Origin of the sequence: Alicyclobacillus cycloheptanicus (assembly GCF_028751525.1) — a bacterium.
Taxonomy (GTDB): domain Bacteria; phylum Bacillota; class Bacilli; order Alicyclobacillales; family Alicyclobacillaceae; genus Alicyclobacillus_L; species Alicyclobacillus_L cycloheptanicus.
In genome coordinates, this window is sequence record NZ_CP067097.1 from 1,177,760 (window position 1) to 1,199,972 (window position 22,213).

Sequence of the window (22,213 nt, forward strand, 5' to 3'; positions counted from 1 at the left end):
GTGCGGCGCATTTTGCGGTATTGCGGCGCATCCAGTCAACGCCAGCAGAACGAAGGCCAGCGCAGCGAGCCCTGCGGTATGGCGACGTTTTGAAGTCAATGTACCCACCTCATTCTGTGCGGTGTGTGAGCCCCAATTCGGTGATATCATTGTAAGCGCGCAAAATGAGAATTTCATGTTAAAACATGAAATTCTCGGTAAATCTTTATGATGCGCATCCAGTTGAGTTTTATGCAGGTTGATGAATGATGCACCAAACACGTATGCGCACAGTGGGTTGAGTAACTCATTGGAATTGGGGGATGTATCTGTCTCGGAATGGAGTGCCCAATACTTTGATAGCGGATATTTGGCTCACCGATTCTTGAACGCACTTTCCATGTCCTTAGCTAGGATATTCCAGCCAGGCTTGGTTTGGCGGCATCCGGATGACATCCGTCGGCTTGCAAACTTTCATAGGAGATGCGGTGAACGCTACGTACTGTCCCATCTGACAATATACGTCGAAAACATAGACATCTGGGTTATGGAACCATGGGGCCGTGTTTACGTCGGCCTGAAATTAGGCAGGCAAAAGCAAGATACTAGGTCGTTGTTTGTCGGTGCGGAACTGGAATCTCCATGTGAACAACTTGCATGAGCGCACGTGTTGTATAGAGCGGTTTAGAAATACAAAAAAACGCGGCAACATTTTTTCCGGTTTTAAAAGCATTTAATAGTGGCGGGCATGACAGCCGTGCGAATTCGTGGCAAAGTGTCCCGTCAGCTTTATATAACGAGGAATCATGCCAGCAGAGGCTCCATGTTAAATGCACCCAGAGGCGCGAAGTGCGTTTGTCGGTGTTTGTTGTCAAGACAATGAACTTAAATGCGCCATTGCAGCATTACGGACGTGATAAATGCGAGATCTATACATGAAATTCTGCAATTTAAGTTTCAAGGTGCGGTGTGGATGGGGTAGAAACTCACGCATACGCCTGTAAGCGTACGTTTCAAGTGCGTTTCTCCTCCTTAGATGGTACCAATGAATTTCTACTGATGGGATGGTGACGAGTCACCTGCAATACAACTCGTGTTCTCGTCTCCTGCGTACATCTGCATGGGACCTTCCCTTCGGGCATCCCGCAAGCGCGTACAATCTCCGTCCACCGCGCTTGTGTGTTGCTGTCAGGGTGTCATCCAGCAGTCTCGCAGGAAGACATCCCTCCCTTCAGTGCGTAGTGTGTTGCGCCCGACAGTTTGACCCCATTTTTCTAACGTTGTCGATATTTGAAGTAGTGCTGATAGAGACGCCTACTCCACATGTACGACAAAACTGCCCAATTTCCTTGTTACGGGCCAAAATTCGTCAAATTATTTGTTTCCTCCTCGAATTATGTATAGGGTGTCTCTTGTTGTCGGCACTCCGAGGAATCTACTACAGATTGGTATTATACAGATAATACCGGGCTGAGTAAAGCACCTCAGGAAGGTTATGTCCGCGATTTGTCGCGGTTTTTTCGTCTCTCAACGCTTCCTGATTGTCGTCGATTGGGGTATGGAATGCAACGGTTCATTCGACCCAACATTGCCATTCATATGGCAGCGTTGGAAGATTAGAACCTGCATTGAGAACACCCCTGCAAAAATCGACAAACGGTGTGCTCCGAGAGTGACCTATCGACCGATGGACAGGCGGGCCTGATTCGCCCACAGTGATATAGACGGAATGCCCCCTGCCCACGTTACAACGGGCTTTCATTTTGATTGTGTTAGACTGGGCGGTGCAAGGGGGAATTCGCTCGTGGCACGGCATAAAGGCGAGTCAGATCGACTTGGGGCGGCAGAACATAACGAAGCCCCTTTGACGGATGGTACGGAGCGTGACGGCGGGCCGTGGTTGGTGGAAACGCGGGTCGAGGAAGAACGCATCATTAAGAAGTCTCGGTTCATCGGCCTGCTGGTGCCGGTGGACAGCGTCGAAGCCGCGGAAACGGTGTTGTCTGAGGTCCGAGAGGCGCACAAAACGGCAAATCACAACTGTTATGCGTATCGCATCGGGATCGACGGTGTACCTATAGAACGCTTCTCCGACGACGGCGAACCGAGCGGGACGGCCGGGCGGCCGATGCTCGAGGTGCTGCGGCGGAGAGATTTGCACAACGTCATCGCGGTGGTGACGCGCTATTTTGGCGGAACGCTGCTGGGGGCGAGCGGGCTCGTACACGCGTACCAGGACACGACCCTAGCCGCTGTTGGCGCGGCGACGTTGCTGCGGTGCGTACGCATGCACGCGGCGGAGGTGACCTGCGACTACGGCGCCTACGGGCGGCTGGAGCATGCGTTGGCGGAGATTGGGTATCACATGACCGACCGGGTGTTTGGCGCGGACGTGTCGTTTCGGGTCTACGTGCCGGAGGGCCAGGCGGACGGGTTTGCGGCGCGCATTGCGGACTTGACCAGCGGGCAAGCCTTGGTGGAGATTCCGGCCGCACGCTGGATGGGCATGCGGCCAGACGGGACGTTCGTGGTGCTTGCGGAGACGTGACGCGCGGGCGGATGCCAGGCGGTGATGCGAACGTCTCGCGGTGATGCGGGGTAGACTTAAATCTAAATGTACCGCGGGTCCCACCGGCCGCGCGGCGTGCTGGGCGGCGGAATGAGCTCCTTATGTACGAGTTGGAGCCGAAATACGTCGGCCTCGTTGCAGTGCTGCTGGCAGGTGGCCTTCGACACCAGCGCCGGGATTTCATAGCCGGAACCTTCCAGGCGCATCACGCTCTCCCCTTTCGCGACGGCGCGGATGGACGCAATTTGGCCGATCGCGATGAACCCACGGGACCCGTCGTTTGGGTACTTGGGTGTGCGCGTCTTGATGGCGGCGAGCGCATCGCCGATGTCGGGCATCGGGATGTGGCCGGCCAGCCGGCGGCCGAGGAACGCCTCGTGCCACGCTTGCAGATTTGTCAGCCCGTAGTGTGCGGCGATGTGCCGCGTGACGGTCACCACGCTGGCGGCTACGTAGCACCTCGGGCCGCGCGTGTCGAGCAGAAGGCAGTGGTCGCCCCCGCCCTGCAGGTACTGGGGGACGACGCCGACGAATTCCTGAATCCAGCGGTCGAGGCGCGGCATGTCCGACCACCGCCGGTACGTTGGCAGCCCTTTGATTTCCTCGACCGTGTACATATCCCCGTTGCTTTGGTTCCGTCGCGATGGGGATGTTTCCGCCTCTCTGGGTGTCTGTTCGTTTGCGGCTTTCTCGTGCGGTGTGTTGTCCTCCCCGCTGCTCGATGTCTTCATTTGTAGAAAGTCTCCCCCCACCCAGTCACCCGTGATCGGACAGCCGATTCCGCCGGGTTGTTCATTGCAAATCTATTCCAATGGTTCCATCCTACCAGAATAGGATGACAAATGATAGGAATCATCTGACCGATTTTGCTAAACATTTACGCGGATGTGTGAGACGCAGCCAAGTCACCCACCCGTCAGGCGGCTTGTCCCCCGCCGCCTCCAGCGCCCGGCAGGCTGCGGATTCGCGGCGGGACGCGGTGCCGGGGCAGGTGGTGTGTGGCAGCCCCGGTTTGCATGCCGGTCCTTGGGTATGAATCTTTCTCCCATCCACGCTGCCGCAGCCACGGAAACTCGATGAGTCTCCGCCAACTCACGGTTCGCTCCCAGCTTGTGAACCCCGTAGAGTCAAGTCTGCTAGCAATTCTCAAGGAGCCGGTTCCTTTGACAGGAGCAGACGAACATGGAAGACAAGCAGCAAGGGAAAGCGAAGGCCGCATCCAAGGGAGCCAACGGGGTGGACCCGTCCGGGCGCGAACCGAGTACTGCAGACACGCCGATGCTGACCGAACCAAGCGCTGCGGACACCCTGGCGCTGGCGGCGCGGGATGGGGACAAAGCAGCAGTGGACCAACTTTTTGCAGACTTTGGGCGGCTCATGCGGAAAATCGCAGGGCGGTATGCGCACCTTTCGTATGAGGACGCGGTGCAGGAGGCCGGCCTGGCGCTGCTGGAGGCAGTGCAGTTGTGGGATCCGGCGCGCGGCGTTCGCTTCGCCGCCTTCGCGGCCGCGAAGATGCGCGGAGACGTCCGAACCGCAATGCGGCGCGAGTGGACCCTGCAGGCGCGGACGCTCCGCGGCCGCATCGAGGCCCCGTCGGACGGAGACGACGGAGCGGTTCGGGACCGCATCACCCAGACGCTCGATGCGTCGGCCGTCGCCGACTGGCGGGTGAGCGCCGCGTCCGCCGAGCTGCAGCTCACGCTGGACGCGGCCGGCCTCAGCCCCCGCGAGCGCCAGTACGTCGAGGGCGCACTGTGCGGCTATACAAATGCTGAGATTTGCCGCGCCCAAGGTGTATCCAGCGAAACCGTGAAGACGTGGCGAAAGCGCGCCTTTCGGAAAGTCCGCGGCGTATTGACGACGAACTAAGACGACGCCCTAACCCGTGGTGTCCGGCACGAACAGTTCTACAAACGCCGGCACGGACATCGCGCACAGCGTGTCATACGACCGGCAGGCGGCGAGGATGCGTTCGACCTGCGCGCTGTGAAAGTGCGTCGACAAGTTGGCGGCGAACTTCTCCCAGAGCTTCGGGACGCCCTCGTCCCGCCGGCGCGGATGGCCAATCGGGTACTCCACTTCCACCCACTCGGTGGCCGACCCGTCCGTGAACCGCACCTGTACAGCACTCGCGATGGAACGCTTCTGTGGATTGAGGTAATCCTCACTGTACCGCTTGCACTCCTCGACCACCATCTTGGCGCGCAGGCGGTCAATGCGGGGGTCCGCCGCCGCGGCGTCCTGGTAGTGTTCGCTGGTCAGGGTGCCAAACAACAGGCCAATGGCGACGATATATTGCAGGCAATGGTCGCGATCGGCAGGGTTCATCAAGGGCCCCGTCTTGCTGATGATGCGGATCGCGGATTCATGCGTCCGGATGGCGACTTGTTCGATGTCGTCGAGGCGGGCGGCGACCTGCCCGTGCAGCCGAATAGCGGCTTCCAGCGCCGTCTGGGCGTGGAACTCGGCGGGGTAGGAGACTTTGAAGAGGACGTTCTCCATCACGTACGACCCGAGCGTCTCGGGCAGCCGCACCGGCTCCCCGCCCATGACCACATCCTCAAAGCCCCAGTGCGGAGCGGTCAGTGCGCGGCGGTAGCCCATTTCTCCCTTGTGCGCCATCAGCGCCAGGTAGACCCCGCGGCTGGTCGCGTCCCCCGCCGCCCACGACTTGCGCCAGCCCGTGTTCGGTGCGTGGCGGTAGGTCCGCAGGCTCGCGTTGTCGATGAAGGCGTTGGAGACGGCGTTCACCACCTGAGCCTTTGAACCGCCGAGCAGACGCGTCGCGACGGCGGCTGTGGCGATTTTGACGAAGAGGACGTGATCGAACCCATGCGCGTTCAGGCTGTTCTCCAAGGCGAGGGAGCCTTGAATTTCGTGGGCCTGCACGAGTGCAGTGAGGACGTCCGCCACGGTCAGCGGCGGCTCGCCGCGGGTGGTGCGAACGCGCGACTCGTGGTCGCAGAGCGCGAGAATGCCGCCCAGGTTGTCCGACGGATGGCCCCACTCCTTCGCGAGCCAGGTGTCGTTGTAGTCCAGCCAGCGAATCATCGAGCCGATGTCGAACGCGGCAAGGACGGGATCGAGCTCGTAATTCGTTCCGGGCACGCGCGCCGCGTGCGGGACGACGGTGCCTTCGACGAGCGGCCCCAAGTGCCTGGTGCAAGCTGGATACTGCAGGGCGAGGATGCCGCAGCCGATGGCGTCGAGCATCGTCAGGTGTGCGGTGCAAAGCGCCGTGTCGCCAAAGGTGGTTTGACCGACAACGTAGTCTGCAATCTGCTCCAGGACAGCATCGACTTCGCCGATTTCGCCGGTTGTTTGCGCTTCTGGCATGGTCCACCCTCCTTGTGGCTGGAAGCATGGAAGGGACGCCCTGCGGGAGCGCCCGCTGCGAGCCCCGGCGCCCCTCCCATGCGTGTACAGCTCGATGATCGCGTCAGACAGACGTGGAGTGCGCGTCTTCGACCCCGGTGTTCAAGGTTGGAATCTGGTTAAGTTCCTCCAGCGGCCGCGCGGTGGTCTTGGGCGCAAAACCGCCGATGTCAATCATGACAATCACCATCGCGATGGCGACGACACTGAACATCGCGGTGGCGCCGCTCGTCTGCAGCAGCGGCAGGAGCACGAACGGCATCAGCCCGCTCGACAGACGGCTCAGGCTGTACCCGGCGCCAGAAGCGGTGGCCCGAATGGACGTCGGGTAGATCTCCACCTGGAAGATGTGGTACGCGTTCGAGAAGATGTTGCTCACCAATGTGTACAGGAACCCGAAGATGATAATCAGGGCAGGCGAATTGGAGATGCCGAACAAGATGCCGAACGCCCCCATGCAAAAGGCCGTTCCGACAATCAGCCACTTGCGCTGAATCCGCTCCACAATCGGCAGCGAGATGAGCGAGCCGACCGGGTACCCGATGAACGTCAGGGTGGTGTACGTCAGAGAGCTGTGCACATCAAACCCCTTCTGGGCCAGCACCAGCGGCACCAGGGTGCCAAAGCCGTAGTAGCCAAACGTCTGGAGGATTTGGAACACCCACAGCAAAATCGTGCGCCGGCGGAACTGTGCGATGAACAGCGTGGAGACAGGCAGCTTTTCCTGGGGCGGTGCCAGCACGGCCGGCGGCAGGTCCGCGATGTCCACGCGCTGACTGGCGGTCAGGTGCTTCTCGAAGCGAACCATGATTTTCTCCGCCTCCGACTTGCGGCCGACCGACTCCAGCCAGCGCGGAGACTCGGGCAGAAACTGCTGGAGCGCCCAGGCAAACACGGCACCCAGCGAACCGATGATGAACATCCACCGCCAGCCGGCCATGCCCACGTTGGTCGGCACAATCCAGCGCGCCAACAACCCTTCGACGGGCATCGAGCAGAACTGCAAGGTATAGGCCCAGACCATGATGGTGCCGCGGCGGTAGGACGGCAGAATCTCGCTCAGATACGTGTCGCACAGCGGTGCTTCGGCGCCAATGCCAAAGCCCGCGAGGAAACGAAACAGGACGAGCAGCGAAACATTCGGACTGAACGCGCACAGAAACGTGAAGACCGAATAAATCAGGAGGTTGAACATAAACGCCTTGCGGCGGCCAATCACGTCTGCCATGCGGTTGAGGAAAATCGCCCCGAGAAACATCCCCAAAAACGAAGAACCGAGCAGCAGCGACTGCGTCACGCCGCTGATGTGAAACTGTTCTGAAATCACAGACCCCAATACACCGGATAAGTAGACATCATACAGTTCGAAGAACAAACCCAATCCAATGATAAACGCGGCCTTGCGGTGAATCGAGCTGACCGGGATGCGGTCCAGTCTCGCTGCAATCGACAGGGTTGCCATCGCTTCCACCTCCAGAATCTCTCCTGTATCCCCTTACCCCGCGACTGATTCTACGATTTCTCTCTGGCTCCACTGTGAATGAAGGAATGAAGCTGTACGCGCTTACGCGCGTGCGACGGACGCACGCAAGGCATCCAGTAACCACGTTCGCGTCTGTGCTAACCCCTCCTCGTCGATCCCGGTTTCAATCCCCATCCGGTGCATCCAGCAAACGACCTTCTCTGTGTCAAGGTTGCCTGGCGCGTCCGGCACAAACGGACAGCCGCCGAGTCCCCCGAGCGCCGTTTCGAACGTCGTCACCCCCGCCATCAGCGCCGCGGTGATGTTGCCGAGCCCAAGTTCATAGCGGTCGTGCAGATGCAGCACGATGGGCACCCCCTCCCCCACGCGCGCTTTCACGCGGCAGAGCGTCTCGTACACCACCTGCGGCGTCCCGACCCCCACCGTGTCCGCCAGGCCCAGTTCCACGGCCCCCGTCTCCACCAGCTGTTCCGCAATGTCGGCGACGTGCGCGGGCACGATGGTCTCGTCCGAAAACGGCGACCCGAACGCACAGGAGATGGCGCCGCGCAGCCGAACGCGCCCCACGTCGGCGCCCGCAGCGCTGCCGCCTGTGTCGTTTCGCTCGGCGATCCGCCTGAATTGCTGCAGGGAATCCGCCAAGGGCATGCGCAGGTTCTCCTGCTGATGCATCGGGCTTGCCGAGACGACAAACGTCACCGCGTCGACCCCTGTGGCAAGGGCGCGATCGAACCCCTTCTCGTTGGGGACGAGGGCAATCGTTTCATGACAGTCTCGCAGGGCTGTGGCAACCGTCTCCGCGTCTTTCATGAGCGGCACCCACTTCGGCGACACGAAGGCGGTGATTTCCACGCTCCGCACGCCCGCGTCATACAATGCCTTGCACAGGCGGATTTTCTGCTCGCTCGTCAACGCGCCGTCTGCATCCTGCAGGCCATCGCGCGGCGTCACATCCACAATGCGGACGGACTGCGGCCACTTCATCGAGCAATCACTCCCTTCTCCACCGCCGCTTCAATCTGCGCGTCGTCCCAGTGCAGGATGGTGCGCAGCACCCACGCCGTGTCATGCCCCAGGCAGTTTCCGGTGTGATCGACACCGCCCGGAAAGTTCGTGAGTTTGGGCACGACACCCGGCATCCAGACGGCGCCAAGTTCTTCCGACGGTACTTGGATGATCATCTCCCGCGCCTGATAGTGCGGGTCCGACGCGATGTCCGCGACGTTCATCACGGGCCCCGCCGGCACTTCGTACGCATTTAATTTTTCCCAGAGGTCCGAGAGCAAAAAGGTTTGCGTCCACTCCGCAATCATCGCGTCCAGTTCTTCGATGTTGGCCAGCCGCGCCTGATTGTCGATGAACCGCGGGTCGTTCGCCAGCTCCTCGCGCCCCATCGCCGCCAGTAGCCGCGGGAAGATGCGCGGTGTGTTTGCGCCGATCGCGATGTACCGTCCGTCCTTGGTGGGGTAGATGTTGGACGGCGCCGAGCGCTTCAGAGCATTCCCGGTCCGCTCCTGAATCACGTTGGCGTGCTTGTACTCCGTCATCGCGCCCTCCGTCAAGCTGAACACCGCCTCCGTCAGCGCGACATCGACGTGATCGCCCAGCCCGTCCTGGTGCCGCTCACGGCGCAGCAGCGACATCAGCGCGCCAAAGACTGCGTAGAGCGCCGCGATCTCGTCGCCGATGGAAAACCCCACCCGGACCGGCGGCCGGTCGGGAAACCCGGTCACGTACCGCATGCCGCTCATCGACTCCGCAATGTTGCCAAATCCCGGCCGCTCCCGGTACGGGCCGGACTGGCCGAAGCCGGACACGCTTACGTAGACAATCTCCGGGTTCACCTGCGACAGGGCCTCGTAGCCCAGGTTCCACCGGTCCATCTGACCCGGTCGGAAGTTCTCCACAATGACGTCGGCCTGTTTGACGAGGTCGCGCGCAATGGCCTGCCCTTCCTCGTGATGCAAGTCCAAGACCATCAGCTTTTTGTTGCGCGCCTGCGCCTGCCACCACCACGAATCCCCGTTGTCCGCCAGCAGCCCCCACTGCCGCAGTGGGTCGCCCTGCTCGGATTCAATCTTGATGACCTCTGCACCAAAGTCAGCCAACAGCCGCGTGGCAAACGGCCCGGCAATCAGCGAACCAAACTCCAGCACGCGGATTCCTTCTAATGGTCTCGGATGCCTGGATGTTACCGAAGAATCCACTCTGCTCCACTCCCCACAGTCGCAATGCGTTGCGTTGATCGGTGGCCCCGCGTACCGGGCGACGGCGCGTGGCTATGCGCGTGGCTATGCCCGCATGTGCCCCAACCGCTGCGCGGCATCCAGCAACAATGCCGCGATGGCCTCCGGGTCCTTCTTCGAAAATTGGTAGGTCGATCCCGATATCGACAAGGAAGCGACCACCGTCCGATTCACGTCGAACAGCGGGGTCGCCAGGGCGGCCAGTTCTGGATCGCGCTCGCCCACACTCAGCACCCAGCCTCTTTGCTGCACGGCGGCCCACCAGGCGGCGTCGCGGTGCAACTGGTCCTGGCCGGGCCGCATCCCGTCACGGCCGAACCGCGCCCGCGAACGCCGAAGCAAATCCTCGCGCAGCCCCTCGGACAGCCATGCGGTCAAGATGATGCCGGAGGCGCCGAGGTGCAAGGGCAGCAACTCGCCGATTTTCACCGCCGGGCGCAAAATGGACGGGCCCTCGACGCGATCGACACAGACACGACACTCTTCCATGCGGACATACAGGGATGCGTTCAGGCCCGTTTGGGCAGACAAGCGCTGCAGGTGCGGGCGGGCGAGGCAGAGAATGTCGCGATCGTTCAGGACCTCGGCAGCCAGCGCCAACACGCGCGAGCCCACGGCGTAACCGGTTTCATCGCGCGTGAGAAAACGCTCCTCCTCCAAATCCTTCAGCAGCCGGTGCAGCGTCCCCCGCGGAATCTGCAGGTCCGCAGCCATCTGCGTCCGCGAGCGCTCTATTCCCCTGTGCTGCGCAATATAATCCAGTATGGCGCCGACCTTCTGGATGACCAGCGTCCGATTCGCATCGCGCGCCGCGCCGGCCGTCCCGTCCACCATGTCCGTCATATGGTCACCTCGACTGTATTGCGGTCAATGTCAGAATACAACGAATTTTAAGGTGCGTCAACGGGTGAAAAACGAAGGGTGAGGAAGGTATATTATGGGTCTTTACAGAGGGGGGTGTGGTGCATACCGATGGTGATTTCAGGAATATGAGCGTCCGACATCCAGGGTGCCGGTCTGCACCGGAGGGCGTAAGGCAGGAAAGGTGCCTAATGCGGAAGGGTCCGCGAGGCCTTCTCCGCCTCGCGACGCCTTAGGGAAGGAAAGGCGCCATATGCGAGCACCGATGGACCTGGCTGGGGCTGGGTAAGGCGCGAAAGACGCCTTAACTCGGACGGTCCGGCCCCGCCGGACCACCATTTAGGTAGGAAAGGTGCCTAAAGCGGCGGGGCTTTCTCCGCCTCGCGACGCCTTAGGGAAGGAAAGGTGCCTAATGCGGCGAGGCCTTCTCCGCCTCACGACGCCTTAGGGAAGGAAAGGCGCCATATGCGAACGCCGATGGACCCGGACGGAGCTGGGTAAGGCGCGAAAGGCGCCTTAACTCGGACGGTCCGGCCCCGCCGGACCACCATTTAGGTAGGAAAGGTGCCTAATGCGAGTGCCGGTGGGCCCGGCTGGGCTGGGTAAGGCAGGAAAGGTGCCTAATGCGGAAGGGTCCGCGAGGCTTTCTCCGCCGCGACGCCTTAGGGAAGGAAAGGCGCCATATGCGTACGCCGATGGACCCGGACGGAGCTGGGTAAGGCGCGAAAGGCGCCTTAACTCGGATGGTCCGGCCCCGCCGGACCACCATTTAGGTAGGAAAGGTGCCTAATGCGGAAGGGGCCGCGGGGCTTTCTCCGCCTCGCGACGCCTTAGGGAAGGAAAGGCGCCATACGCGAGCACCGATGGACCCGGCTGGGGCTGGGTAAGGCAGGAAAGGTGCCTTAACTCGGACGGTCCGGCCCCGCCGGACCACCATTTAGGTAGGAAAGGTGCCTAATGCGGAAGGGGCCGCGAGGCCTTGGGGAAGAAAAGACGCCACCCGATGCGCCGGGATCACCCCAGCGCAAACACAAACTGGCCCTCGCAGACGACCTTGCCGTCGACGGACGCGACGCCGTGGCCTTTGCCGATGGAGCCGCGCAGGCGGTCAATGTGGACCTCCATGTCGAGTTTGTCACCCGGGCGGACCTGGCCGCGGAAGCGCATCTCGTCGATCCCGGCGAGCATCGGCTGCTTGTCCGCGTAATCGTCCATGAGCAAAATGGCGACGCCGCCCAACTGGGCCATCGCCTCCGCGATGAGCACGCCTGGCATCAGGTTGTAGTCCGGGAAGTGGCCGGTGAAGTGGGGCTCGTTTGCGCTGACCATCTTGTAGCCGACCGCGCGTTTGCCAAGGTCAAGTTCGGTGACGCGATCGACCATCAAAAATGGGTAACGATGCGGCAGAATTTTTCGGATGTCTTCCACGTACATGGGCAGTGTGTATTCCAACGTCGTATCTCCTTTGCACTGTTTCCTTGGCGCGCTGCGGCTGCATCGGGAACGGGCGGTGCCGCGTCTCCAGAATGTGCCTCGGACGCCGAATGGTACCGACATAGCGGAAGCTTGAACGTTGCACAATAGGAGCAATCCTCTCGCGGGAGGTTCGCATAAGTGCTGCGGGCGTCCGCTGGCGATGTGCTTGGGTGGCGTTTGCTGGGCGGCAGACTGCCCACGGCAGTCGTCAAGCGGACACTCAGCACTGGGGTTGAGTCAGGCGCCGGATCTCGGCGGCGATACGGTGTCGATGTGGTCATGGCGCAGATGCGGTCATGGCGGCGCGATTTGCATTCGAATCACAGCACCCGCCGGTGAATATCAATAATTTGCATGCTTGCTACATAAAGAATGCTGGTAATGTACGATAATACAATCGTGAAGCCCATGAACCACTCGCCAGCGGTTTGCGTCGGCCAGGCGAGAATGATGGCGCAGATGGTGATGTAGTACGCGACCGTGGTCGACTTGCCCCATTTGTTGGCTTTCGGCACGGCGCGCTTGCCTTGAAAGTGAAAAAAGGCTGCGCCGACAATCATCGCGGCATCGCGGAACACGAGCAAGCCGGCAAAAAGCCACGGGACGCGTCCGGACTGAATCAGCGAAAACAAGACGGCGACCATCATAAGCTTGTCCGCAAGCGGATCGAGCAATTGCCCTGCCTGCGTCTCGAGCCCCCGCCGTCGCGCGATATAGCCATCGAGAATATCTGTCAAGCCTGCCAGCAGGAGGATCACCAACGCCCCCACTTTATGCTGGCTTGGGGTCGCGTAGAAGGCCCACAGATAGATGGGGATAAGACAGAGCCGAACGACCGTCAACGTGTTCGGAATGTTCACGCTTCCCACGCCCCCTCTGGTGTACATGGCAATTATACTGGCGGCTTGGGGGCGGTGCAAGGATATGGGAAGGAATCGGTGGAAGTCGGCGATCACGCCGAGCGGCGGCGGACTTGGCCGGGGGCTTGGCCGGAGGCCTGCAGGGCCTCCAGGGTCTAAGGCACCTTTCCTGCCTAATGGGTGGTCCGGCGCAGCCGGACCGTCCGACTTAAGGCGCCTTTCGTGCCCTAGACCGCCGCGAGCCGCAGAGAGCCCCGCCCCTTTAGGAACCTTTCCTGCCTAAAGGGTGGTCCGGCCCGGCCGGACCGTCCGACTTAAGGCGCCTTTCGTGCCCTAGACCGCCGCGAACCGCAGAGAGCCCCGCCCCTTTAGGCACCTTTGGTGCCTAATGGGTGCTCCGGCCCAGCCGGACCGTCCGACTTAAGGCGCCTTTCGTGCCCTAGGCCGCCACGAGTCGCAGAGAGCCCCACCCCTTTAGGAACCTTTCCTGCCTAATGGGTGGTCCGGCGTGCTCCGGCGTGCTCCGGCCCGGCCGGACCGTCCGACGTAAGGCGCCTTTCGTGCCCTAGGCCCCATAACCAGCAACAGACGACCCCCATTATGCAGGGTCGTCTGTTGGCTGATACTCGGCCTCTATCCAGGTGAACCCCCACCCCACCAGACGCCGTTCGCTTAGTTCGCGCTGGTTGCGGTCGAGGAGGATGAGTTGGCCGATCCCGTTGCATTCGTGGCGCTGCCGACCGTGATCGTCACATTCCCGGAGTTCGAAGAATCCGCTCCACTCGCGTTGCCACTCGCACTACCCGTCGCGGTTGCTGTGGTGCTCTGGTTCAGCTGTGCGGTCAGGGCCTGCAGGGCGCTGGCGGCTTGTTCCATCGCAGCGGCCTTGGCTTGCTCGCGCGTATCCGCGGCGGCAATTGCCTGGATGGCACGTGCCAGTTTACCCTGGGTCTGCGCGGCCGTCGACGTGGCGACGCTGGTCTGCTCCGCTTGCTGATCGGTCAGGGCTTGCTGGAGCGTGCTTTCAATTGACTTTGCCTGGGTGAGGGCGTTCTGCACGCCGGTCGTGTTGCCGTCCGCGATGGCGTTCTGCAGCGCCACAACGAACTGGTGCAGTGCGGTGTTCAATGCCTTGTGCGCGGCTTGTGCGGCGGCGATGTCCTGGTGCAGGGTCTGGAGTTCCTGACGCAGGGTCGCGACGGTGGCACTGCCGGTCGTGCTGGTGCCTGTCCCAGCGGTGCCGGTCGATCCCGTCGTACCCGCGGCCGTCGAGGTGCTGGCATTACCGTCCGTCGATGCGGTGCCCGACTGACCATCCGTCGTCACCGTGACGCCGGTGCTCCCGGTCGAGGTGAGGGCAGCGGTGCTCTGGTTCAGCTGCGTGGTCAGGGCCTGCAGGGCGCTGGCGGCTTGTTCCATCGCAGCGGCCTTGTCTTTCTCACGCGTGTCCGCGGCGGCAATCGCCTGGATGGCGCGCGACAGCTTGCCCTGCGTCTGTGCGGCCGTCGATGTGGTCACGCCGGTTTGCTCCGCCTGTTGGTCGGCCAGCGCTTGGTGCAGTGTCTTCTCAATCGTTTGTGCCTGGGTGACAGCGCTCTGCACCCCGCTGGTGTTGCCGGCCGCGATCGCGTTCTGCAGCGCCTCCACGTACTGCTGCAGCGCCGTGTTCAGCTGCTTGTGCGCTGCCTGTGCAGCCGCAATGTCGGCGTGCAGCGTCTGGATTTCCTGATGCAGGGCCGCGACGTCCGGGTTGCTCTGCTTGGTGCCCGTCGTACCGCCGCTGCCAGCTGAACTGCCCGTGCTGGTGGAGACTTGGCCGCTTGCGCCTGCGCCAGTCGTGGCACTTGTGCCCACGGCGTTGTCATCACTGCTGGCGGTCAGGTGAATGACGCCCTGTTTCGCGTGCTTATCGGCAGCCTTGGCCTTCACTTGAGCATGCAGCTTCGTGCCGGCGTCTGGTTTGCTGTGGTCAGGAGCCTTCGCCTTGGCATCGACGGCCAGTTTCAATTTCGTATTGTGAAGGTTCGCGTGAACAGAACCTTTGGCACTGTGACTGCCTGTCCGATTTACGGCATTCGCGGAAAAGGACACCCCGCGTGAGCCGTCGCTGCCTTGGTGGCCTTCGGATGCAAACGCCGTTCCCATCATGGAGACCGTCATGCCCATCGCCACTGCTACGCCTGCCATCGCGGGTAAAATTCTCTTCACGTCAAATTCCTCCTCATTCTGGGGATTCTGTAGGGCTGCCCTGTTGGGATTCTGCGGGTCGCCCTTTTCGGCTCAGTGAAGCTGACCTACAACATTGGTGATGTTGTTGACTGCACCCTGCGCCTGCTTGGCCTGTGCCGCCGTGATGCCCTTCCCGACGCCTTTCGCCGTCACATTCGTGTTGGCCAGCTGGGACTGCATCGACGCGTTGCTGGTGCCGGCCGCCGCATTTGCGGACCCGCCGCTGGAGGGTGTCCCTGCCGAAAGCGTATGCCCGCCGCATGCCGACAAAAGGGCGACCAGGCCAAGCGAGCAGATCGCGATCGTGATCTTCTGTACCACGCAGTTTCACCTCCAGGGATGGGCTGGCTTGGGTGCGGACAGGATGGCCGCTTCAGATGCCGAGATATGCGCCCTGCCAGCACAACGCGTCGCGCGAAGGGCTGTGGGCGGGTTGATATGTATGCCCACCCTATGAATCTCGCAGGCACCTTGCCCATTCGTTGATAGAATTCGGACAGGCTGTGGCGGTTTGTGTCCGTTGTTGTCGAAACAATTGTGCGTTTTGTGTACATGGGAGGATGAATGGGAAGGAAAGCCGGACCGAGCGGCGAGGTGGTCCGGCGTCACCTGCGAAACGGCTGGAGTTTTTCATTCATGCGCCGTGTGCTTTCGTAGATTTCGCGATAGATGTGGTAGAGGGCCTGGTACGTGCGGACGTTTTCGGGGATGGGATGAACGCTTGTCTTCTCCTTCAGAAAAACCCGTGCACACGCCTCCAGCGTGGGGTACCACTCGCATCCGACGGCAGCAATCATCGCGGCGCCGAACGCCGGCCCCTGTTCGCTGTGCAGCCGCACGACCTCACTGTTGAAGATGTCCGCCTGGATTTGCAGCCACGTGTCACTTTTGGCGCCCCCGCCGATGGAGACGATTCTTTCGATGCGCCTCCCCCTGCCGCGCAGGATTTCGATGGCGTCTCGGAGTGAAAACGTGATGCCCTCGACGACAGCGCGGGCAAAGGCGTCCAAGGTGTGGCTCGCGTCCACGCCGATGAAGCTGCCGCGGATGTTCGCGTCTGCGTATGGTGTGCGTTCTCCGACCAGGTATGGGGCGAAGAGCAGGCCTTCGGCGCCTGGCGGAACGCGGCGCGCACGCGCCAGCAGATCGTCGTAGGCCTCATTCGGCACAAACGTGTCCCGAAACCAAGTCAGGCTGTACCCCGCCGCTAGGGTCACGCCCATGGAATAGAAGGCACGAGGCTGCGCATGGTTGAAAAAGTGCAGCTTGCCTTGATAGTCCGCGGAACCATCCTGCTCATGATGAAGGATGACCCCGGACGTACCCATGCTGCACATCGTTTGCCCTTGTGAAAGAATGCCGGCACCAATCGCCCCGCACGCATTGTCTGCCCCGCCGGCAAACACCCGGACAGTGGCCGCGAGCCCAATGCGGGCCGCCACTTCCGGCAGCAGGGTGCCCACACACGCGTCCGAGTCGACGATGGGCGGACACAGGTGACGCGGCAAGTCGAACGCCGCGACGACCTCGTCACTCCAGCGCCGGTTCGCCACGTCAAACAGAATCGTGCCAGCAGCATCCGAGGGTTCCATGGCAATGTTGCCCGTCAATCGAAAGCGCAGGTAGTCCTTCGGCAGAAGGAAGGTCTTCGCCCGCGCAAAGTGGTCGGGTTCATTGTGTTGAACCCACAGCAGCTTGGGGAGCGTGAATCCTTCGAGGGCCCGGTTTTTGGCCGTCGCCAGCAAACGTTCCCCCAACCGCTCCTCAATCCTCCGGCATTCCGCCGACGTTCGGGTGTCATTCCACAAGATCGCGTTGCGAATCACCTGGTGATCCTCATCCAGCAGAACCAGGCCATGCATTTGCCCCGAGAAACTGATGCCTTTCACCGCGTCTCCTTGCACGCCGCTCGCCGTGACGAGGGCGTGCAGGGCGTCGATGGTTCGCTCGACCCACACCTCCGGGTCCTGCTCGCTCCACCCGGAATGCTGTTGAATGAGGGGATACGCGCTTGATGCTTCCCCGCACACGCTGCCCCATTGGTCGACGAGCAGCGCCTTGACGCTGCTCGTTCCCAAGTCGACACCAATCACGTATTCCATGGCTTCCATTGCTCCTTGGCTTCCGTTTTTCTTACTCAACTTCGAGCAGGTACTGGTTGAGGACAGCCAAAAGGTACTCCTGTCGCCCGGATGTCGTCACGCGAACATCTTTGTCGAGGATGTACGCTTCGAGCGTCGCGAGGGTTGCCTTTCCGTCGACAATGTCTTTGCCGATGCCTTCCCGGTAGCTGCGATAGCGCGCCGCGATCCAGTCGTCCAGCACCTTGTCTTCGATTAATTTTGCCGCGACTTTCAACCCGCGCGCAAAACTGTCCATGCCGACGATATGTCCGTAAAACAAGTCGAGCGGCGTCATCGACGCACGGCGCACCTTCGCGTCGAAGTTGAGACCACCGGAATGCAGGCCGCCGTTCTTGAGAATCTCAATCATCGCGAGTGTGGTGGCGTACAGGTCTGTCGGGAATTCGTCCGTGTCCCAGCCCAGCAGCGGATCGCCCTGATTGGCGTCGACCGATCCCAACATGCCGTGGATGCGGCTGACAGCCAATTCATGCTGGAAGGTGTGCCCGGCGAGTGTGGCATGGTTCGCTTCAATGTTCAGCTTGAACCGGTCATCGAGTCCGTACGTTTTCAGGAACGCGATGGTGTTGGCAGCATCGAAGTCATACTGGTGCTTCGTCGGTTCCTTTGGTTTTGGTTCCAGCAGGAACTGACCCTTGAAGCCAATCTCATCCGCATAATCACAAGCCATGTGGAACAACCGAGCCAGATTGTCGAGCTCAAGCTTCAAGTCGGTGTTCAACAACGTTTCGTACCCTTCACGCCCGCCCCAGAAGACGTAATTTTCAGCGCCCAGCCGCAGCGCAACTTCGAGTCCCTTCTTAACCTGCGCGGCCGCGTAGGCGAACACATCCGCATTCGGAGATGAAGCGGCCCCGTGGACAAACCTCGGGTGGGAAAACATGTTTTGTGTATTCCACAGCAGCTTCTTCCCACTCGTCTTCATATGCGCCTCAATCATCGAGACAATCACGTCAAGGTTGCGGTTGGTCTCTCGCAGGGTCGTGCCCTCCGGCGCGATGTCCCGGTCATGGAAACAAAAATACTGAACACCGATTTTCTCCATAAACTCGAAAGCCGCTTCGACGCGTTTCTTCGCCAAATCCATGCCCGTGTATCCGTCCCACGGGCGAATCATCGTCGCGTTGCCAAACGGGTCCGTTCCCGGCAATGTGAACGTGTGCCAGTAACTCACCGCAAATCGAAGGTGCTCCTCCATCGTCTTGCCGAGCACGACTTCCGATGGGTTGTAGTATTTGAACGCCAACGGATTCGTTGACTTCCGCCCTTCAAAAACGACTTTCTCGACCTCTGGAAAGTAAGCCATGTTGTCCACCTCTCATGTGTCTAGTTGAATGCGAATGAACGAATATGGCGCACCGCCTGCGTGCGCACCGGCATCCTGGCACTTTAGGCATTCCGACGCTTTAGGCACCCTGGCGCTTTAGGCACCTTTTCTACCTTAGTGGTGGTCCGGCACGGCCGGACCTTCCGACTTTTGGCGCCTTTTGTGCCCTAAGGTGCCGATAACCGGACTGGCTCCTGCCCCTTTGGGCGCCTTTCGTGCCCTAAGCCGCCCCCTGCACACTGGGATCCCGGCGCTTTAGGCACCTTTCCTACCTTCGCGGTGGTCCGGCACGGCCGGACCTTCCGACTTTTGGCGCCTTTTGTTCCCTAAGGTGCCGATAACCGGACTGGCTCCTGCCCCTTTGGGCGCCTTTCCTTCCCTAAGCCGCCGCCTAAGCACCGACATCCCGGCGCTTTAGGCACCTTTCCTACCTTCGCGGTGGTCCGGCACAACCGGACCTGCCCCTTTGGGCGCCCTTCCTTCCCTAAGCCGCCGCCTGCACACTGGGATCCCGGCGCTTTAGGCACCTTTCCTACCTTAGTGGTGGTCCGGCACGGCCGGACCTTCCGACTTTTGGCGCCTTTTGTGCCCTAAGCCGCCGCCTGCACACCGACATCCCGGCGCTTTAGGCACCTTTCCTACCTTCGCGGTGGTCCGGCACGGCCGGACCTGCCCCTTTGGGCGCCTTTCCTTCCCTAAGCCGCCGCCTACGCACCGACATCCCGGCGCTTTAGGCACCTTTTCTACCTTAGTGGTGGTCCGGCACGGCCGGACCTGCCCCTTTGGGCGCCTTTCCTTCCCTAAGCCGTCGCCTGCGCACCGACATCCCGGCACTCTAGGCACCTTTCCTACCTTCGCGGTGGTCCGGCACGACCCGTCCACCCTAGCTCGGTCCACCCTAACCCTAACCGCCCTAACTGCTGGTGCGGAACTTCGATGACATATCGAACCAAACCGCAACAATGATGACCAGTCCAGGCACGACGTATTCCCAGAAGGGCGCCGCGTTCAGAATGCTCATGCCGTTGTTGATGCTGCCCATCACGAGGGCGCCGATGATGGAGCCTGGGATAGTGCCAATGCCGCCCAACAGGCTGGAGCCCCCGATGACGCAGGCTGCGATGGCGTCAAGTTCGTAGTTTGTGCCCGCGTCTGCCGTGCCTGCCCCCATGCGCGCCACCAGGAGCACGCCGGTGAGTCCAGCCAAAAGCCCACTCAGCGCAAACACCAGGAGAACCCGCCGCTTCACGGGAATGCCGGAAATGCGCGCAGCCTCACGGTTTCCGCCGATGGCGTACAAGTGCCGGCCGAACCGCGTGCGGCTGGCAATGAACGTAAAGATGGCGGCTACGACAATGAGGATGAATACAGGCATCGGAATGCCAGAATACAGATTCATAATGAAGACAAAGGCCGCAACGAGAATGATGACGCCGGACATCACCAGAATTTCTGACGTCAGCGGCTTGACGGGAAACTGGAGACGTATCCGTCTGCGGCGCTGCTGGATGGTCAACAACACGTACAGCACGACGGCGATGGCACCGAGGATGATGCCAAGCATGTTGCTGAGATACGTCTGACTGATGCTCATGAAGGTCTGCGACAACGGGGCTATACTGGTGCCGTTCGTGAGTCCGATGAGGATGCCTCGAAAAATCAGCATCCCGCCCAAGGTCACAATAAAGGACGGCACGCGACGATACGCCACCCACCAGCCTTGCCATAACCCTGCAACCAATCCCGCCGCCAAACCCGCCAGCACGGACAGGAACGTGTTCCAGTGAAACGATACCTGACAGATCGCCGCAATGCCGCCTGCGAGACCACACAAAGACCCCACGGACAGGTCAATTTCTGCACAAACGATGACCAGCGTCATCCCGACCGCCAGGACCGCGGTTTCCGCGGATTGCTCAAACAGGTTCGACAGGTTTCTGGGAAGGATGAACATCCCTCCGGTCAGGATGGAGAACAATACCCATAACCCTGCCAACGCAAGAACCATCGTGTACGCCCGAATGTCCCACTTGCCGATGAGCGTGCGCAGGGTTCGCTCGCGCACCGTTACATCCTGAACGTCATACATGGTGCTCCCTCCCCATGGCCAATTCCAACACCTTCACTTCGCTGGCTTCCTCTCGTATGAGCGTCCCCTGGACCCTTCCATTCGCCATCACCAGGATGCGGTCGCTCATGCCGAGAACTTCCGGCAGTTCGGACGAAACCATGATGATGGCCATGCCCTCGCGTGTGAGCTCATTCATCAACTCGTAAATTTCATGTTTCGCGCCCACGTCAATGCCCCGGGTCGGTTCATCCAGAATGAGAATCTTCGGCTGAATCAACATCCACTTGGCCAGGACCACCTTTTGTTGATTGCCTCCGCTGAGGGTTCTGACAGGCGTTTCGAGGGACCGGAATTTGACCCTCAGCTTCTCCACAACGTCGCTCACCGAAGCAACTTCGTCCAACTGATTTAACATCGAGAGCCCCAACCCACGGGAAATCCGGGCCAGCGTGGCGTTTTGTTGAATGTTCATTTGCAGCACCAGCCCTTGCTCTTTCCGGTCCTCCGTAACCAGCCCAATGCCGTGTTCCATCGCGTCTCCCGGACGCCGAATCACGACCCTTTTGCCGAACACTCGAATCGTGCCGCTCGATTTACCCGGGTAGGCACCGAAGATGCTGGAGACCAGTTCCGTCCGGCCCGCGCCGACCAGCCCCGCGATGCCAAGGATTTCCCCTTTCCGAACTTCAAAGGAAACATCCTGAACCACGTGGCGGCCGGAGGTCCTGTCGTAGACGTTCCAATCCATAACCTCGAGCGCGCATTCACCAATGTTCGGATCCCGCTTCGGGAAAATCGTCGACAGGTCCCGGCCAACCATCATCGTGATGATTTTGGACTCTGTCATGTCGGCAGCAGGATGGGTTCCAATCGTCTTTCCATCCCGCAACACCGTGATGGTGTCCGCGATGGACATCACTTCTTTCAACTTGTGCGAGATATAGATAATCGAAGTGCCGCGTTGTTTCAGGTCCAGGATGATGCCCAGGACAATCTCCGTTTCCTTGTCGGTCAACGCCGCAGTCGGCTCATCCAACACAAGGATGTCGGTCTTGTTCTTGATGGCTCTGGCGATTTCGACGAGCTGCTGTTCGCCGATGCCCAGATTTTTAATCTTCTCGGTCGCGGGGACATGCAAATTCAATTGCCGCAGGAGTTTTTGCGCCTCCTGCTGCATCGCCGCAGGCGAGATGATGCCGCCGCGCCCCAGTTCCTGCCCGAGAAACATGTTTTCATAGACCGCAAGTTCCGGGATGAGGTTCAGCTCTTGATGGATAATGCCGATACCGGCTCTCTCTGAATCCTTCACGGAGTGAAACCGCGCTTCCTGGCCGCGGATTCGAATGCTGCCCGTGAACGTTCCGTGCGGATAGACCCCGCTCAGCACTTTCATGAGAGTCGATTTTCCGGCGCCGTTTTCCCCGCACAGTGCGTGAATTTCGCCCGGTTTTACTTTGAAGGACACGCCATCCAGGGCCTTTACACCCGAGAACTCTTTGGTGATATTGTCCATTTCCAGGACCCAGTCCGACATGTTGCAGCCCCCTTTGCCAGGACCGCCAACCGTTTGTTCGACGATCCTGGCAAGCA

Annotated in this window: 17 protein-coding genes; 3 read left to right on the top strand and 14 right to left on the bottom strand. The window is 60.6% G+C overall.

Annotated elements, in window-relative coordinates; all coding sequences use genetic code 11:
- Positions 1–1,783: 1,783 nt before the first annotated feature.
- Positions 1,784–2,527, top strand: a complete 744-nt coding sequence (locus JI721_RS05395; protein WP_274457036.1) for a YigZ family protein — start codon at positions 1,784–1,786, stop codon at positions 2,525–2,527.
- Between the two features lie 62 nt (positions 2,528–2,589).
- On the opposite strand, the gene JI721_RS05400 is transcribed toward JI721_RS05395, so the two are convergent.
- Positions 2,590–3,279 carry a hypothetical protein gene (locus tag JI721_RS05400; protein ID WP_274457037.1) on the bottom strand — a complete coding sequence of 230 codons (690 nt, stop codon included), beginning with the start codon at positions 3,277–3,279 and terminating at the stop codon, positions 2,590–2,592.
- Between the two features lie 451 nt (positions 3,280–3,730).
- On the opposite strand from JI721_RS05400, the gene JI721_RS05405 reads away from it, so the two are divergent.
- Positions 3,731–4,420: a sigma-70 family RNA polymerase sigma factor gene (locus tag JI721_RS05405; protein WP_274457038.1), complete on the top strand. Its 690-nt coding sequence runs from the start codon at positions 3,731–3,733 to the stop codon at positions 4,418–4,420.
- Between the two features lie 9 nt (positions 4,421–4,429).
- On the opposite strand, the gene JI721_RS05410 is transcribed toward JI721_RS05405, so the two are convergent.
- The 6 genes from JI721_RS05410 to fabZ all read right to left on the bottom strand — a co-directional run bounded on the left by JI721_RS05410 (position 4,430) and on the right by fabZ (position 11,968).
- Complete coding sequence (locus JI721_RS05410; RefSeq protein ID WP_274457039.1) at positions 4,430–5,887, bottom strand: bifunctional 2-methylcitrate dehydratase/aconitate hydratase; 1,458 nt, start codon at positions 5,885–5,887, stop codon at positions 4,430–4,432.
- 103 nt (positions 5,888–5,990) lie between these two features.
- The gene (locus tag JI721_RS05415) at positions 5,991–7,388 is read right to left on the bottom strand and encodes an MFS transporter (protein ID WP_274457040.1); all 1,398 of its coding nucleotides are present in this window, start codon (positions 7,386–7,388) and stop codon (positions 5,991–5,993) included.
- Between the two features lie 102 nt (positions 7,389–7,490).
- Positions 7,491–8,393, bottom strand: a complete 903-nt coding sequence (locus JI721_RS05420; RefSeq protein ID WP_274457041.1) for a hydroxymethylglutaryl-CoA lyase — start codon at positions 8,391–8,393, stop codon at positions 7,491–7,493.
- Positions 8,390–9,565: a CaiB/BaiF CoA transferase family protein gene (locus tag JI721_RS05425; protein WP_274457042.1), complete on the bottom strand. Its 1,176-nt coding sequence runs from the start codon at positions 9,563–9,565 to the stop codon at positions 8,390–8,392. Before JI721_RS05425 ends, JI721_RS05420 begins: the two co-directional genes overlap by 4 nt.
- A gap of 135 nt (positions 9,566–9,700) precedes the next feature.
- A complete protein-coding gene (locus JI721_RS05430) occupies positions 9,701–10,498 on the bottom strand; it encodes an IclR family transcriptional regulator (protein WP_274457043.1) in 798 nt (265 codons plus the stop codon).
- A 1,032-nt stretch (positions 10,499–11,530) separates the two neighbouring features.
- The gene (gene fabZ, locus JI721_RS05435; protein WP_274457044.1) at positions 11,531–11,968 is read right to left on the bottom strand and encodes a 3-hydroxyacyl-ACP dehydratase FabZ; all 438 of its coding nucleotides are present in this window, start codon (positions 11,966–11,968) and stop codon (positions 11,531–11,533) included.
- A gap of 162 nt (positions 11,969–12,130) precedes the next feature.
- Between fabZ and JI721_RS05440 the strand changes: the two genes are divergently transcribed.
- Positions 12,131–12,331: a hypothetical protein gene (locus JI721_RS05440; protein WP_274457045.1), complete on the top strand. Its 201-nt coding sequence runs from the start codon at positions 12,131–12,133 to the stop codon at positions 12,329–12,331.
- Here the strand turns inward: JI721_RS05440 and pgsA are convergent.
- The 7 genes from pgsA to JI721_RS05475 all read right to left on the bottom strand — a co-directional run bounded on the left by pgsA (position 12,313) and on the right by JI721_RS05475 (position 22,157).
- The gene (pgsA, locus tag JI721_RS05445; RefSeq protein ID WP_274457046.1) at positions 12,313–12,852 is read right to left on the bottom strand and encodes a CDP-diacylglycerol--glycerol-3-phosphate 3-phosphatidyltransferase; all 540 of its coding nucleotides are present in this window, start codon (positions 12,850–12,852) and stop codon (positions 12,313–12,315) included. The genes JI721_RS05440 and pgsA overlap by 19 nt on opposite strands.
- Before the next feature lie 672 nt (positions 12,853–13,524).
- On the bottom strand, positions 13,525–15,060 hold the full coding sequence (locus JI721_RS05450; protein ID WP_274457047.1) for a hypothetical protein: 1,536 nt from the start codon (positions 15,058–15,060) through the stop codon (positions 13,525–13,527).
- 72 nt (positions 15,061–15,132) lie between these two features.
- Complete coding sequence (locus JI721_RS05455; RefSeq protein ID WP_274457048.1) at positions 15,133–15,402, bottom strand: hypothetical protein; 270 nt, start codon at positions 15,400–15,402, stop codon at positions 15,133–15,135.
- A 284-nt stretch (positions 15,403–15,686) separates the two neighbouring features.
- Complete coding sequence (xylB, locus tag JI721_RS05460) at positions 15,687–17,183, bottom strand: xylulokinase (protein WP_274457049.1); 1,497 nt, start codon at positions 17,181–17,183, stop codon at positions 15,687–15,689.
- A 31-nt stretch (positions 17,184–17,214) separates the two neighbouring features.
- Complete coding sequence (xylA, locus tag JI721_RS05465; protein ID WP_274457050.1) at positions 17,215–18,531, bottom strand: xylose isomerase; 1,317 nt, start codon at positions 18,529–18,531, stop codon at positions 17,215–17,217.
- Positions 18,532–19,465: 934 nt separating this feature from the next.
- Positions 19,466–20,641 carry a sugar ABC transporter permease gene (locus JI721_RS05470; RefSeq protein ID WP_274457051.1) on the bottom strand — a complete coding sequence of 392 codons (1,176 nt, stop codon included), beginning with the start codon at positions 20,639–20,641 and terminating at the stop codon, positions 19,466–19,468.
- Positions 20,634–22,157 (bottom strand): xylose ABC transporter ATP-binding protein, encoded by a 1,524-nt coding sequence (locus tag JI721_RS05475; protein ID WP_274457053.1) that lies wholly within the window; start codon positions 22,155–22,157, stop codon positions 20,634–20,636. Before JI721_RS05475 ends, JI721_RS05470 begins: the two co-directional genes overlap by 8 nt.
- Positions 22,158–22,213 lie beyond the last annotated feature (56 nt).

Coding starts and splice junctions, on each gene's coding strand:
- JI721_RS05470 (WP_274457051.1), bottom strand. CDS start 20,641: ATGTATGACGTTCAGGATGTAACGGTGCGCGAGCGAACCCTGCGCACG.
- JI721_RS05420 (WP_274457041.1), bottom strand. CDS start 8,393: ATGAAGTGGCCGCAGTCCGTCCGCATTGTGGATGTGACGCCGCGCGAT.
- JI721_RS05415 (WP_274457040.1), bottom strand. CDS start 7,388: ATGGCAACCCTGTCGATTGCAGCGAGACTGGACCGCATCCCGGTCAGC.
- JI721_RS05410 (WP_274457039.1), bottom strand. CDS start 5,887: ATGCCAGAAGCGCAAACAACCGGCGAAATCGGCGAAGTCGATGCTGTC.
- xylA (WP_274457050.1), bottom strand. CDS start 18,531: ATGGCTTACTTTCCAGAGGTCGAGAAAGTCGTTTTTGAAGGGCGGAAG.
- JI721_RS05405 (WP_274457038.1), top strand. CDS start 3,731: ATGGAAGACAAGCAGCAAGGGAAAGCGAAGGCCGCATCCAAGGGAGCC.
- JI721_RS05475 (WP_274457053.1), bottom strand. CDS start 22,157: ATGTCGGACTGGGTCCTGGAAATGGACAATATCACCAAAGAGTTCTCG.
- xylB (WP_274457049.1), bottom strand. CDS start 17,183: ATGGAATACGTGATTGGTGTCGACTTGGGAACGAGCAGCGTCAAGGCG.
- JI721_RS05400 (WP_274457037.1), bottom strand. CDS start 3,279: ATGAAGACATCGAGCAGCGGGGAGGACAACACACCGCACGAGAAAGCC.
- JI721_RS05430 (WP_274457043.1), bottom strand. CDS start 10,498: ATGACGGACATGGTGGACGGGACGGCCGGCGCGGCGCGCGATGCGAAT.